Genomic DNA, 14,488 nt, shown 5'->3' on the forward strand with positions numbered 1-14,488 from the left:
GTTAAGGTGAAGACAACACTACAAGGCTGGTGGCGTGGCGGCAAAGGTATCGGCAGTTGCCGGTGACACAGCAAGGGGCCCCATGACAACCAGCCCGCTTCTGGAGCCTTGCCATGCCCATCACCGCTTCCCCGCGCTTCACCCTGCTCACCGCTTCGCTGGTCTGCGCGCTGATCATCCTCGACACCAACATCGTCGCCGTCAGCCTGCCCAGCATTGCCCGTGACTTGTCCGGCTCGTTTGCCGACATCGAATGGGTGGTCAGCGCGTATCTGCTGGCCTTCGCCGCGTGCCTGCTGCCAGCCGGCAGCCTGGCCGACCGCTTCGGTCGGCGGCGCATGCTGCTTATCGGCCTGGCCGTGTTTGGCGCCGCGTCGCTGGCCTGTGGCGCCGCCCCCACCCTGATGTTCCTTGACCTGGCCAGGGCCGCCAAGGGCATCGGCGCGGCCATGCTGCTGACAGCGGCCCTCGCGGCCATCGGCCATCGCTTCCATGAACCCCAGCAACGCCTGAGCGCCTGGGCCTTCTGGGGCGCCTGTATGGGCGCCACCATCACCTTCGCGCCGCTGCTCGGCGGGGTTATCGCCAGCACCCTGGGCTGGCGCTGGATTTTCTACATCAACCTGCCGCTGGTGGTGGTGCTGGCAGTGATGGTGCTGCGCAGCGTCGAGCCCTCTCGCGACAGCGCCGCAGCACGCCTCGACCCGTGGGGCAGCCTGACGTTCGCCGGCAGCCTGGGTTACCTGATCTGGGCAATGATCGACGCCAACCAGGTCGGCTGGGGCAGCGCCCAGACCCTGGGGCGGATGCTGATCAGTGCGTTCCTGTTCGGCCTGTTCATCATGGTCGAGCGCAGCCAGGCGCGGCCGATGATCGACTTGCGGCTGATGCGCAGCGGGCGCTTCGTCGGTGCCTTGCTGGGCATGTTCGCCTACGCCGCCTGCGCCCAGGTCATGATGACCCTGTTGCCGCTGTACCTGCAGAACGGCCTGCAACTGTCGGCCCTGGCTGCCGGTGCGGGCATGCTGCCATTCGCCGTGGCCATGTTGCTGACCCCGCGGCTGGGCATGCGCCTGGCTGCGCACTTGAGCCCGGCGCAGGTGTTTACCCTTGGCCTGGTGCTGGTGGGGGTGGGCAACCTGCTGTGTGCCTGGGCCGCAGGCTACGGCGGCTACACCGCCTTTGCCCTGGCCAGCCTGGTGCTGGGCGCGGGCGCAGGCCTGCTCAATGGCGATACGCAGAAGAACATCATGGCCTGCGTGCCGCGTGAGCGCACCGGCATGGCCTCGGGGTTGAGTACCACCACGCGGTTCGGCGCGATTGTGCTGGCCATCGGTGTGCTCGGGGGGGTACTGGCTACCCGTAGCGGGCAATTGCTCTACGACGCCATGGCCGCCGTGGCGCCCGCGCAGCTGGGCCAGGTTGCCGCGATGGCCACGCGGGTTGCGGCGGGCGACCTGCAGGCGGCGTTGGCCGTGCTTGAGCCCGGCTTGCGGGAGGCGGTGGCCCCCTTGGCCCGCCAGGCGTTCATGGGTGGGTTCGAGGCAGTGTTGCAGGCTGCAGGTGTGGCGGCGCTGCTGTTCGCGGTATTGGTCGGCACGTTGCTGAGCCGGCCACTGCCCGCCCTGCAGGAAGCGCTGGTGGCGGACGGGCAGGCTTAAGGCAGGGCGATTTTTGTTGCTGTCGCGCAACTATTTCAGTGCAACACTGTCATTCACTTCGCGCCGACCATGAAGGGGCGATGAGGCGCACTCACTCTGCCGAAGAAGGAGCTTCACGTGCACAATGACCAATACCCGGACGACGTTCCCACCCCACACATCGAACTGCCTCCCGGCGTGTTCCCTCCGATGCCCGGCTATACCATCGCAGACCTGCTGTTTGTGGCTAACGAGCCCGTCGAAGCGTTCCTTGAAGCGCACGCCATTGACCCCGGCCTGATTCGCGAAACCAGCACAGCCCTGGTCAGCCATGTGTATGCGGTTTTCGAAAGGGAAGATGTTCAGTACCAGATCGCAACGTGGTACCAGAAGCCTTATGACCACCCCTCCATGTGCACGCGCAGCATCGAGATCATCGCTGAACAGTTTGGGGTACTGGCGCTGGACGCCGCCGCCGATTCCTTGGAGGGTTCACCTTTGCTGCAATTGGGTGAAGACTTTTATCTGGAATTCATCAGGCTGGCGGGCGAGGCCATCAAGTACCACATTCTGAAGTTGAATGACCGAGAAAACCCGGCGCATTCCGCGGGGCACGAGGCAGCACAATGAGACTGGACGGCGGTTACAACGGTTCTGCTCAGCAGGCCGAGGCCAACCTTTACGTCGGCCGCGAGCAAGGGCGCCGCGAGGGCCGCAAAGCAGGCTTCGAAGAGGGCCGCTCGCAGGGTTATTCAGAAGGCTGGGATGCCGGCGCGGCCCGCGCCAACACAAAACTGGAGCCGCTGCGCGACCACGTTCGCCAGTACTTCACAGAAGCGGTACTCCTCAGGTCACAGGTGAAGCGCCAGCAAGCCGTGATCGACGTGATACACGAGCAGTTGTCCAAAATTGCACAGGCCCAGGCAGCCCAGCGCCCGGGAATGCCCGCGGCGGGGCGCGACACAGGTCTGGCCGAGACCATCACCACCCTGCAGAATTCCAACGCTTGGCTGCGCGCCAAGGTTGAGGCGATGGATGCCCAAATTCAGGCTTCACACGCACAGGCCAAGCTGCAGACTCAGCAGTACAACCAGAGCCTTGTGTTCGTACATGCCGCGCAAGAGGTACTGGAAGAGTTTCTGGACGACGATTCGCCGGAAGCCGAGTTCATACGCGAGCAGTTTGCGGCGCGGTATCAACAGCAGGTTGCGCTGAGTGTGCAAGACGGCGACTTGGAAGTAGCCCCGCATCAAGACGAGGCATTCCACAAGTCATTACCCGGCACCCGGCAGTTCATCGTCGACATGCTGCAGGCCGTTGCGTCCCGGTAAACGTTGAAGAACCGGGCCCAGCGCTGTGGGCATTGAGCATCGGGGATCGATAGACAGTGCGCGAATGACGTGGGTGCGTAGCTAGCCTGAAAATAAATGAGGTGTTTTCTCATTCTCGTTCGGCTTGTAGGGAAGGCCGGAATACAGGCCAGTCCGCCAGCACTCCACGGAGCGAGAAAATGAGTTCGACCCCGGTTCCCCAGCGCCATCCCTTGAATCGAGCCTTGCACGGCGCCTTCCTGGGGTTGGTTGTCAGCAGCTATGCATTGCCGTCGCTTGCGCAACCGTTGCCCGCTGATCACAACAGCCAGCTGCAGCAGTGGAGCATCCCTGCCGGCCCGCTGGCGCCGGCGCTTGACCGCTTTGCGCGGCAGGCAGGTGTCAGCCTTTCCTACGATGCGCAGAGCATCGCCGACCGCACGACCCAAGGCATACAAGGCCCGCTCGAAACACCGGCAGCCCTGTCGTCGTTGTTGCAGGGCACCGAGCTACAGGCGCAGCAGCAAGGCCCGAACGCCTATCTGGTGATCCCGCAAGTAAAGCCTGCCGGCCCGCTCGAACTGGGTGCGACCGAGGACTATCGCCTTGCGCCCGTCATCATCAATGCCAAGGTCAAGGCCAGTGCTGACGACGACACCGACTCGGTGGTTGCCAAGGAGCTTTGGGTGGGTGGCAAGGTCGCCACCAGCATCCTCAACACACCTGCGTCCGTATCTGTGGTTACCCGCAAGGAAATGGAGCAGCGCAGTGTCAGCACCACGGAAGAGGCGCTGCTCTACACCCCCGGCGTCATCAGCGACTTCTATGGCTCGGACGACCGCAACGACTACTTCCAGATCCGCGGCTTCCAGGCCACGACCTACCGCGATGGGCTGACCTTGAGCTCGATGCGCGGCGTGCGTGAAGACCCGTTCGCCTACGAGCGCATCGAGATTCTGCGCGGCGCCAACTCCACCCTGTTTGGCCCGGCAGATCCAGGCGGCTCGGTAAACTTCGTGACCAAACAGCCGCGCTTCGAGCAGTTCGGCCAAGGCTACGTGACCTACGGCTCCTATGACCATGCCGAAACAGGCATCGACGTAGGCGATGCCCTGAACGACGAAAAAACCCTGGCCGGTCGCTTCACCGCCAAGATGCAGAACAGCGACCGCGAGTACGACCATTCCCAGGACGACAACCGCTTCGTGATGGGTGGCCTGACCTGGGCGCCCACCGACTACACCTCGGCCACCGTGATTCTGGATTACCTGAAGACCGACAGTTCGCCGAACAGCGGTGGTTACCCGCTGGACAAGGAATACGACCGCAGCGATTTCTACGGTGAGCCCAGCTACAACTTCCACAACGTCGAGCGCACCAGCCTCAGCGGTAACATCACCCACGACTTCGACAACGGCTTCGTGCTGCGCAGCAACCTGCGTTACAGCGAGTTGAGCGATGACTTTGGCTACGCCTACCTCAGCGATAGCCCGACGCGCGTTGGCACCACCATTCCACGCTACGTGTTTGGTACCGACAGCGACGCCGACCAGCTCAACGGCAACCTGATGCTGCAGTACGATGCCCAGTTCGAGCACATCGACAGCAGCACCCTGGTGGGTGTGGAATATCTGGACTCGACCACCAAGCAAAGCTCCGTCTATGGCCTGGCGCCTTCGATCGATATCGCCAACCCGGTATTCACCGGTGTGCCCGGCGGCATCACGCCTTATACCCGCAAAAAGAATGACGCCACGACCAAGGCGGTGTTCCTGCAGCAGAACCTGTCGTTCTACGACCGCGTCATCGCTACTGCGGGCGTGCGTAATGACTCCATGGAGCTGTCCAGCAAGGAGTACATCGGCACGGTGGGGAGTGAGCGCGACAACTTCTCCGAAACCTCTTACCGCGGTGCGCTGACCTACATCGTCAACGATGAGGTTTCGACCTACGTAAGCATGGTCGAATCGGTCTCGCCGCCCCAGGTCGGCGTCACCCCGCAGACCGGCCGGCAGTACGAAGTGGGCATCAAGTACTCGCCCATGGGCATGGACGCGTTGTTCTCCGCTGCCATTTATGACCTGACCCAGGAAAACGTCACCATCGCCGTGGTGCTGCCGAGCGGCATCATCGAGCAGCAGACGGTGGGTGAGTCCCGTGTGCGCGGCCTTGATCTGGAAGCCAAGGCGCAAGTGACGCAGAACATCAGCGTGATCGGGGCGTATTCGTATATGGAGTCCGAAGTGCTGCGCGGGGCGTTGTATGACGGCTCGTCGCTCAAGGGTAAGGAATTTACCACCGCGCCGAAGCAATCGGCGTCGTTGTGGAGCTACTACAGCATTCCTGACACGGACGTGAGCGTCGGCCTGGGCGCGCGGTATGTGGGGGCTTATTACATGGATGCTGCCAATACCAAGAAGAGCGATGGGACCACGTTGTTTGATGCGGCTTTGAACTACCGGATTGCCAAGGGCACCGACCTTGCCCTGAATGTCAGCAACCTGTTTGATGAGCAGCATGTGGTGGGTTCCGGCACGGCGAACTACTACAACCCGGGGCGCGAATTCACGGCCAAGTTGAGTTACAACTGGTAACGCAGGCTTTTGCGGTGCCCGCCGTATGGCGGGCATGCACGGCGGCTTCGACGACAACCTTGTGTGGGCGGTTTTTCAAATGAGAGACTAAGTAGTCGATCTAATGAATAGCGTTGCAGGTCGGCTTCTGCATCCCTGGAGAAAGCATGAGAAAAGTCGACCCTGAGAAACACCAGGCCAAGCTGCAGCACATCCTCGAAGCCGCTGTGGCGTGCTTTGCCGAGAAAGGCTTCCGCGGCACTTCGACCAACGAGATCTGTGCCGCAGCGGGCATGAGCCCAGGCAACCTGTTTCACTACTTCCCCAACAAACAGGCAGTGATTGAGGCCATTGTGGAGGAAGACCGACGTGAAATGAGCGAACGCTTCGCCCAACTTGCCGACGAGCCCGATGCCATTGTGGCTATCGAACAATTGGCAAAAGGCCTGCTCAAGCAGTGCGCCGACCCGGTCTACGCCAAGATCGGGGTCGAGGTCGTTGCCGAGAGCATGCGCAACCCTGAGATGGCCACCTTGTTCGCGGCCAGCGAGGCTTCGATCAAGGGCGATCTGGTTACTCTTCTGCGCCGGGGGATCGCCCAAGGCCAGATTGATACCGCCCTGGACCCGAAAATCGCTGCTACCTGGCTGCTCGCGCTCATTGACGGAGCCGTCTCGCGCTCTGTACTGGACCGCGATTTCAAGCTCAAAGCCTATACGCCAACGTTGATGCGCATGATCCGGCGGTTTCTCGAATAATGCCCTTGGGCTAACGGGTGCAGGCCTGTTGTGCCCGGGGCCCTGATTCGCCGTGAAGCCGGATCACGCGCTGGGCAGCAAACAAGGCGAACAGGGGCGCGAAAGCGAATACGCCGAACAGCCAAGTTGCAGCGCTCGCCGTGCCCAGGCTACCGCCTGGGTCTGTCAGCCCGGCAAGGTTTGCCACCATGCCGGCCAGCGCCGCGCCGAGTGCTGTGGCGAACAGCTGCACGGTGGTGATGGACGCCGCAGCCAAGTCCTGCTCGCCTGCCGAGGCGACCTGAAACACGCGGGTCAGCAGGTGCGGCCAGGCCAGGCCCACCCCCAACCCGATCGCAACCAGTGCCAGGCAGATCGGCGTGATCGTCAGCCAGCCGCCTGCACTTTCGCTTCGAATCAGAATGGCAAGCGCCACCATGCCGGCCAACCCAAGGATTGGGCCGGCGAGGATGGCGCGCCTGATGCCTTTATCACTCGCCCCGGCACTGGCGAGGGACCCGAGCGTCCACCCGGCAGCCATGAGCGCAGCGAGATAGCCGGCGGCGAGGGGGGACTGATGGTGGAGCACCTGGAGGAACAGCGGCACGAAAATCTCGCCACTGGTAACAGCGACGGCCAGCAGCGACATCGTCGCATACAGGGCGCACAACGCAGAGGTGAGGCTGAATGCACCTGCCGGCAGCAGCCTATGCCGTGAGCGGCTTTCGGTGCCTATCAGCAAGGCTGTGAGAATAACGGCGGCGCCAAGGCCGGCGATGTTCCAGGGCAAGCTTGGCGAGACGCTGCCGGCCGAAACGGCCAGCACTGCCGAGGTCAGAAACACCAATTGGGCAAGTGGCAGCGGCGCGCGCGCTGACCGTTCAGCATGGCGTTTGGGCAGCACGACGCCAGCCAGCAGTGCGAACAACACGGCGACCGGGATCAGTGACCAGAACGCGGCGCGCCACGCGCCGAGTTCAGCGAAGATACCGCCGACCGCAGGGCCGACCAACGTCGCCACTCCCCACATGCCCGAGACCAGCGCCATCGCACGTGGCCATAAGGCCTCGTCGAAAACCAGCCGGATCATGGCGTAGGAGAGGGCGAACAGAAAACCCCCGCCGAGCCCCTGAACAAGCCGCCCCGCCAACATGATCGGCATCGAGGGGGCAAACGCACACAGCAGCGCGCCGCAGGCAAACACCAGTGTGGCGACGATGTAGGCGCCACGTGGCCCAGCGGCGCCAAGCAACCTGGCCGAGAGCGCTGAACCGAGGATCGAGGCCGCGACGAACAGCGTGGTATTCCACGCGTAATAGTCGATACCGCCGATGTCCTTGACCACTGAAGGCAAAATAGTGGTCGCAATGTAGACGTTGACCGCATGCAGCACCACGCCCCCGGCCAACGCGAGCGAGCGCACGCCATTCGCGCCCGACAGCAGGGCAGCCCAGCCAGCATTGGCCGGGCGGTTATCCACAGGTGTGCCTGCTTCTGACACGGATTGCGCGCTTTGGGCAGGTGAGGCGTGATGCTTGTTCATGTCGGCTCCACTTCGATCGTTCACCCGCCGCGGCGAGCAGGGTTTGCGAAGGCAAACCGACACCCCTTATAAAACCTCAGGTTAAGGTGAGGTCAAGCGGCATTTGAATTCATGTTAGCGATGAGCCCAGCATAAACACCGTTGAGCTGCTCCAGCTCAGTGTGCGTTCCGCATTCAACAACGCGGCCATGCTGTAGAACGACGATCTGATCAGCATGCCGAATGGTGGAGAGGCGGTGGGCAATGGTGATTGTGGTGCGGCCTTTAGCCAGGGCCGCCAGGGCAACTTCCATGGCGCGTTCGGTTTTTGTGTCCAACGCACTGGTCGCTTCATCGAGCAGCAGGATCGGAGGGTTGCGCAGGATCGTGCGGGCGAGCGCAAGGCGCTGCTTTTCACCGCCCGAGAACCGGTACCCGCGGTCGCCAACCAGCGTGTCATACCCGTCGGGCAAGGCCGACAGGCTGTCGTGAATTTGCGCGATCTTGGCCGCCGCGATCAGCTCTTCATCGGTGGCGTCGGGTTTTGCGAAGCGAAGGTTTTCTGCCACCGAGGCATAGAGCAGATACGGCTCCTGTGTCACCACGCCAAGCAGATCGGTCACCGTTTCAAAACTCAGCGTGCGTACGTCCACGCCGTCGTAACGGATTTCACCAGCACTGACATCGTAAAGGCGCGCCAGCAGATAACCCAGCGTGGTCTTGCCCGACCCTGTTGAACCTACGATGGCGACGCTGGAGCCGGCTGGAATATCGATCGAGACATCCGACAGTGTTGGCTGCGGGTTATCTGGGTAAGAGAAGCTGACATGCTTCAACTGCACTGCGCCTTGCATGTGCAGGCGATCCAAGGTGATGGCATCAGGTTGTTCGGTGATCTCCACGGGCTGGTCAAGGTACTGAAAAACACGGGTGAACAAGGCGCGGGTGGTGCGCATTTCACGGCCGATTTCCAGTAAGCCTTCCAAGGGCCAGAGCAACTGCTCCTGCAGGGCGATCATCGCCACCAGCGTGCCGATGGTCGCCGGTACCCCAGCATTGAGCAACAGGCCGCCCAGCAACAGGGTAAGCGCCGGGAACATCGACAGCATCAGCAGGATCAACTGCCATTGCCACTCACCTGCGGTGTGGGAGCGGACCTCAAGGCTGGCGACCTCTTTCGAGGTGCGGGTGAAGCGTTGGGTCAAATGTGCCGCGCGGCCGAGGGTACGCGCCAGGATCACCCCCGAAATCGACAGCGATTCCTGCACCGCTGCAGACATATCGCCAAGGCGCACCTGCTGTTCGTGGGTAATGGTTTCCCGCAGCTTGCCGACGCGGTCGCTCAGGAGGATCGAGATCGGCACCGCGATCATCGAAAACAGCGCAAGGCGCCAGTCGAGTAGAAACATGGCAATGGTTGTCATCACCACGATGCTGAAGTTACGTGCCAACTCGTTGGCAGTATGGGTGACGAGTGTTTGCAGGCCCCCGATATCGCTGGCAATGCGTGATTGGATTTCGCCAGAGCGTGTTGCCGTGAAGAACGACAGGGAAAGCGATTGCAAGTGCGAGTAAAGCTTCACCCGCAGGTCATGCATGATCGACTGGCCGATCTTGGTCGACATGACGATCTGCAGAGTGTTCAGCCCAGCCGTTAGAGCGGCAACGCCAATCAACCCCCCCGCGAGGTACACAAGAAGGCGCAAGTCCCCGTCAGGTAGAGCCTCGTCAATGATCGCCCGCAGCAGGAAAGGGGACGCCATGCCGATCGCAGAGCACACCAGGATCAGGCAGACGACCCGTGCTATTTGCAGTTTATAGGGGATGAACAACGCGATGATCCGGCTTGCCGACACATGCTTGGCTGCAAGGTCATGGTAGGTGTCAGCTTTTGCGATGCCATGTTCAGTCATTTTTATTCCGGCCCTGTAGGCACTGAATGGTTGCCCACCCTTGGTGAGCGTTCCTTGTAGCGATATCCCTGAGCAGGGGGCCGCTTCGGCACCCTGGACGCTTCCGTCGGCGCGAGTGTATTCTAGACTAAGTGCTTAGTCTATTAATTGCGAAGGGATGAACCGGGCTGCTGTTCCCGGTGTAAAGGGAGGTTAGGGTGACAAAGAAATCCAGGATTCTGGCGTGGGTAGGTGGCCTTGCGGTTCTGCGGGTGCCAGTGGACGGCAAGTTGTCGTGGTCCCCAACGCCACTCATAGCCTGTTAAGAGCGGGATTATTCAATTATCAGTTGCTCTCGCAATGGCCGCGATGGCCAACCGCCGGTGGGCAGTCCATTTTGTGGGAGCGGGCTTGTCCCGCGATGGAGTGCGAAGCGCTCCTGTACCCGATATCAAAGGTGTCAAAGAAGCCGCGGTGTGGATTTTCACGGAATGTTGGGGAGTGGGGCTGCTATGTGCTTGACGGGAGATAGGGTGATGGGGGCCAGGTGCCTGTCTTGGGTTTGGAGGTGGGGCGGAAATCGAGCGCCGCCCGCGCGGCGCTCGATCGACACCCTGGCCTCCATCGCCCGTGGGGCACGGGCCTTGGGTAGCTAATTTTCATTGGTACTTCTGAAACACCACACCAGCCGGCAGTCCTTCTTTCATTCAGCTGCTGTCAATTGGGGTAAGATCACGCCCCGAACCTTCGCACATCTCCTTGAATATCAAGGTGATGGCCATGCACCGACTCGCTTAGCGCTGTGCCTGTCCCCGTACCGGTCCAAGCGTCGCTACAGGATTCACGTTGTGACCGATTTCTCGAAAAACCCCCTGCTGCAGTACATGGCCCGCCTGGCCCCCTCCAGCCAGCAAACCATGCGCTACATCCTTCAGGACGCCGCTGACCGGCTGGGCTTTGCCGACTGCAATATCGTCGATGTGCCGTGGCACCGGCTCGACCCTGGCCACGTGATCGCCCTGGTGGCTGCGTTGCGTGAAGATGGCTATGCCCCCAACAGTTCGTCGCTGTATGTGAATGCAATACGCGGGGTGATGAACGAGGCGTGGCGCCAGGGCCTGATCGACCACGAACAGTTGCTGAGGATCCGCGAGGTCAAGCCCGCCACCGGCAGCCGCCTGCCACCGGGGCGCAACCTGCGCCGCAGCTTGATCCGCGAGTTGATGGAGGTGTGCGCCGCCGATCCCCGGCCGCAAGGCGTGCGCGACGCGGCGATCATCGCCTTGCTGTATGGCACCGGTATGCGCAAGTCGGAGTCGGTGGACATCGACCTGAGCCAGGTAGACTTCGAAGCCCGCAGCCTGCAGGTGCTGGGCAAGGGCAACCGGCAGCTGATCAAGTACGCGCCACCTTGGGCGTTCGAAAAGCTGCAGGCGTGGCTGGACCTGCGCCGCGATGACTTGCCGGAGGGCGCATCCGACGACCCATTTCTGTTCAACCGCATTCGCCGCGGCAATCACATTACCCGCGCACGCATCACCAAGCATGCGATCTATTACATTGCCCGCCAGCGGGGTGCGCAGGTTGGCGTGAAGATCATGCCTCATGATTTTCGCCGTGCGTTCATCACCCGGGTGATCGAAGAGCACGACCTGTCGATTGCCCAGAAGCTCGCGCACCATGCCAATATCCAGACCACCGCCAGTTACGACCGCCGCGATGACAACGAACGCCGGCGGGCCGTAGACCGCTTCGACTACTGAAACCGCTGGCCCGGCACCGAAACAGGGCCTGCGCGCGCCCCCGCTTTGTGCGCCGTAGCCCCGTGTGCCCGATGCCAGAGCGGCTGCGCTGACGGTTTCATCTTCGTTCACCTGCGTAGTTGGCCCGCAACCTGCTATATCCAGCCTGAGAATTTGATCGAGTGGTCAGGCTGGCAGCGCTTCAGTGCCGCCTGCCTGACCCTCTAAACGGCCGTCAGGTCACGGATTTCAGGGGCCGCAGGATGTCGCTCGCGGAGCAGATCGAACAACAGCAAGACGATGCGGGCTGGAGCGCCTACCTGCAGTTGCGTTTTAGCCGACGCGACGATGTGACCCGCCTTGGTGCGCGGCGGCATTTCGGACCTCTTTTGGTGCAGCGGCCTTTCTATCCTGAGGGGGCGCCGTGCCATGTGTATGTGCTGCACCCGCCTGGTGGCATCGTCGCCGGCGACCGGCTGGAGCTGGATATCCACCTTGAGCCTGGCAGCCATGCGTTGCTGACCATGCCTGGCGCCAGCAAGTTCTACCGCAGCATCGGCCCGACCGCGCGCTTGGCCCAGCGCTTTCACCTGGGCGCCGACAGCACCCTGGAATGGTTGCCCCAGGACAGCATCTTCTTCGCCGGTGCCCGCGCCAGCCTCGACAGCCGTTTCACCCTGGCGCCGGGCGCCCGGTTGCTGGCCTGGGAAACCTTGTGCCTGGGCCGCCCGGTCATGAACGAACGCTTCGATCACGGCGCCCTCGACAGCCGCTTGCACATCGAAATGCCCGACGACCCCGGCCTGTACGAACGGCTGCGCATCGAAGGTGGGCAACTGGACAAGCTCGCCGGCCACCCGCTGCTGGCCACCTTCTGCGCGAGCCCGGCCGACCCCGCACTGCTGGAGCACGTCCGGGCCTTGCTCGACGAACTGGACAATCCCGCTGGGGCGACCTTGCTTGGGTCTCTGCTGGTGATCCGCCTGCTCGACCACGACAACCAACACCTGCAACACACCTTGCAACGCCTGTGGCATGTCCTGCGCCCGGCCGTTATCGGCCTGCCTGCTTGCCCGCCGCGTATCTGGGCTACCTGAGAGAAGCGCCATGGAGCTGACCCCGAGAGAGAAAGACAAACTGCTGCTGTTCACCGCCGCGCTGTTGGCGGAGCGGCGCCTGGCCCGCGGCCTGAAACTCAACTACCCGGAAGCGGTGGCGCTGATCAGTGCCGCCGTGCTCGAAGGCGCCCGTGATGGCCGCACGGTGGCCGAGCTGATGAGCCTGGGCCGCGAAGTGCTGAACCGTGAGCAGGTCATGCCAGGCATCGCCGAAATGATCCACGACGTGCAGGTCGAGGCGACCTTCCCGGATGGCACCAAGCTGGTGACCGTGCATGACCCCATCGTCTGAACCCGGCCAGGAGCCCCGCATGATCCCAGGTGAAATCCAGGTCGCCGCCGGCGACATCGAACTCAACAGCGGCCGTGCGACGGTGAGCGTCCGTGTGGCCAACCATGGCGACCGACCGGTGCAGGTCGGCTCGCACTATCACTTCTACGAAGTCAACGACGCACTGGTGTTCGAACGTGCGCCCACCCTGGGCTTTCGCCTGGACATCCCGGCCGGCACCGCCGTGCGCTTCGAACCGGGCCAGGCCCGCACCGTGCAACTGGTGGCCTATGCCGGCAAGCGTGAGGTGTATGGCTTCCAGGGCAAGGTGATGGGCGCACTGGAGGGCAGGGTATGAGCCGTATTTCCCGTCGCGCCTATGCCGATATGTTCGGCCCTACCGTCGGCGACCGCGTGCGCCTGGCCGATACCGCGCTGTGGGTCGAGGTCGAGAAGGACTTCACGGTGTATGGCGAAGAGGTCAAGTTTGGCGGTGGCAAGGTCATCCGTGACGGCATGGGGCAGGGCCAGATGCTGGCGGCCGAGGCCATGGACCTGGTGCTGACCAACGCGTTGATCATCGACCACTGGGGGATCGTCAAGGCCGACATCGGCGTCAAGCACGGGCGCATTGCCGCGATTGGCAAGGCCGGCAACCCCGATGTGCAACCGGGGGTCACCGTGCCGGTTGGCCCGGGTACCGAAGTGATCGCTGCTGAAGGCAAGATCGTCACGGCCGGCGGTATCGATTCGCACATCCATTTCATCTGCCCGCAGCAGGTGGAGGAGGCGCTCACCAGCGGCGTAACCACCTTCATTGGCGGCGGCACGGGGCCGGCCACCGGCACCAATGCCACCACCTGCACGCCCGGGCCGTGGTACCTGGCGCGAATGCTCCAGGCGGCCGACAGCCTGCCGATCAACATCGGCTTGTTGGGCAAAGGCAATGCTTCGCGCCCCGAGGCGTTGCGCGAGCAGATCGCCGCTGGTGCCGTGGGCCTGAAGCTGCACGAGGACTGGGGCTCGACCCCGGCGGCCATCGACTGCTGCCTGGGCGTGGCCGAGGAGATGGACATCCAGGTGGCGATCCACACCGACACCCTCAACGAGTCCGGTTGCATCGAAGACACCCTGGCGGCCATCGGTGACCGCACCATCCATACCTTCCACACCGAGGGCGCTGGCGGCGGCCATGCGCCGGACATCATCCGCGCTGCAGGGCAGGCCAACGTGCTGCCGTCCTCGACCAACCCGACCTTGCCGTACACCATCAACACGGTCGACGAACACCTGGACATGCTCATGGTCTGCCACCACCTGGACCCGAGCATCGCCGAGGACGTGGCGTTTGCCGAGTCGCGCATCCGCCGCGAAACCATCGCTGCCGAAGACATCCTCCACGACATGGGCGCCTTCGCCATGACCTCGTCCGACTCGCAGGCCATGGGCCGGGTCGGCGAGGTGGTGCTGCGTACCTGGCAGGTAGCCCACCAGATGAAACTGCGCCGTGGGCCACTGGCCCCCGACAGCAGCTACAGCGACAACTTCCGGGTCAAGCGCTACATCGCCAAATACACCCTCAACCCGGCGCTGACTCACGGCATTGCCCATGAGGTGGGGTCGGTGGAGGTGGGCAAGCTGGCCGACCTGGTGCTGTGGGCGCCGGCCTTTTTCGCGGTCAAG

General features: G+C 62.7%; 12 protein-coding genes. 10 read left to right on the forward strand and 2 right to left on the reverse strand.

Annotated elements, in window-relative coordinates; all coding sequences use genetic code 11:
- Nucleotides 1-113 precede the first annotated feature (113 nt).
- From NP534_RS11590 to NP534_RS11610, 5 genes are all read left to right on the forward strand, one after another.
- Entirely contained in the window at nucleotides 114-1,661 is a 1,548-nt protein-coding gene (locus tag NP534_RS11590; protein WP_274098778.1) for an MFS transporter, read from the forward strand.
- Nucleotides 1,662-1,778: 117 nt separating this feature from the next.
- On the forward strand, nucleotides 1,779-2,270 hold the full coding sequence (locus NP534_RS11595; RefSeq protein WP_274098779.1) for a hypothetical protein: 492 nt from the start codon (nucleotides 1,779-1,781) through the stop codon (nucleotides 2,268-2,270).
- Nucleotides 2,267-2,971 carry a hypothetical protein gene (locus tag NP534_RS11600; protein ID WP_274098780.1) on the forward strand — a complete coding sequence of 235 codons (705 nt, stop codon included), beginning with the start codon at nucleotides 2,267-2,269 and terminating at the stop codon, nucleotides 2,969-2,971. Before NP534_RS11595 ends, NP534_RS11600 begins: the two co-directional genes overlap by 4 nt.
- A gap of 179 nt (nucleotides 2,972-3,150) precedes the next feature.
- The gene (locus tag NP534_RS11605) at nucleotides 3,151-5,544 is read left to right on the forward strand and encodes a TonB-dependent siderophore receptor (RefSeq protein WP_274098781.1); all 2,394 of its coding nucleotides are present in this window, start codon (nucleotides 3,151-3,153) and stop codon (nucleotides 5,542-5,544) included.
- 146 nt (nucleotides 5,545-5,690) lie between these two features.
- The gene (locus NP534_RS11610) at nucleotides 5,691-6,281 is read left to right on the forward strand and encodes a TetR/AcrR family transcriptional regulator (protein ID WP_274098782.1); all 591 of its coding nucleotides are present in this window, start codon (nucleotides 5,691-5,693) and stop codon (nucleotides 6,279-6,281) included.
- Between the two features lie 10 nt (nucleotides 6,282-6,291).
- Here the strand turns inward: NP534_RS11610 and NP534_RS11615 are convergent, their stop codons facing one another.
- Entirely contained in the window at nucleotides 6,292-7,803 is a 1,512-nt protein-coding gene (locus NP534_RS11615; protein ID WP_274098783.1) for an MFS transporter, read from the reverse strand.
- Nucleotides 7,804-7,895: 92 nt separating this feature from the next.
- A complete protein-coding gene (locus NP534_RS11620; RefSeq protein ID WP_274098784.1) occupies nucleotides 7,896-9,695 on the reverse strand; it encodes an ABC transporter ATP-binding protein in 1,800 nt (599 codons plus the stop codon).
- Nucleotides 9,696-10,522: 827 nt separating this feature from the next.
- On the opposite strand from NP534_RS11620, the gene NP534_RS11625 reads away from it, so the two are divergent.
- From NP534_RS11625 to ureC, 5 genes are all read left to right on the forward strand, one after another.
- Nucleotides 10,523-11,437 (forward strand): site-specific integrase, encoded by a 915-nt coding sequence (locus tag NP534_RS11625; protein WP_033698373.1) that lies wholly within the window; start codon nucleotides 10,523-10,525, stop codon nucleotides 11,435-11,437.
- A gap of 242 nt (nucleotides 11,438-11,679) precedes the next feature.
- Complete coding sequence (locus NP534_RS11630) at nucleotides 11,680-12,513, forward strand: urease accessory protein UreD (RefSeq protein ID WP_274098785.1); 834 nt, start codon at nucleotides 11,680-11,682, stop codon at nucleotides 12,511-12,513.
- Nucleotides 12,514-12,523: 10 nt separating this feature from the next.
- Nucleotides 12,524-12,826 carry an urease subunit gamma gene (locus NP534_RS11635; protein WP_033698369.1) on the forward strand — a complete coding sequence of 101 codons (303 nt, stop codon included), beginning with the start codon at nucleotides 12,524-12,526 and terminating at the stop codon, nucleotides 12,824-12,826.
- 19 nt (nucleotides 12,827-12,845) lie between these two features.
- Nucleotides 12,846-13,163, forward strand: coding sequence for an urease subunit beta (locus tag NP534_RS11640; protein WP_186655819.1), 318 nt, complete (start codon nucleotides 12,846-12,848; stop codon nucleotides 13,161-13,163).
- Nucleotides 13,160-14,488: urease subunit alpha (gene ureC / locus NP534_RS11645; RefSeq protein ID WP_274098786.1), on the forward strand; the 1,329-nt coding region annotated here is incomplete at its 3' end. The genes NP534_RS11640 and ureC, both read left to right, overlap by 4 nt.

Origin of the sequence: Pseudomonas sp. 39004 (assembly GCF_028682155.1) — a bacterium.
Taxonomy (GTDB): domain Bacteria; phylum Pseudomonadota; class Gammaproteobacteria; order Pseudomonadales; family Pseudomonadaceae; genus Aquipseudomonas; species Aquipseudomonas capeferrum.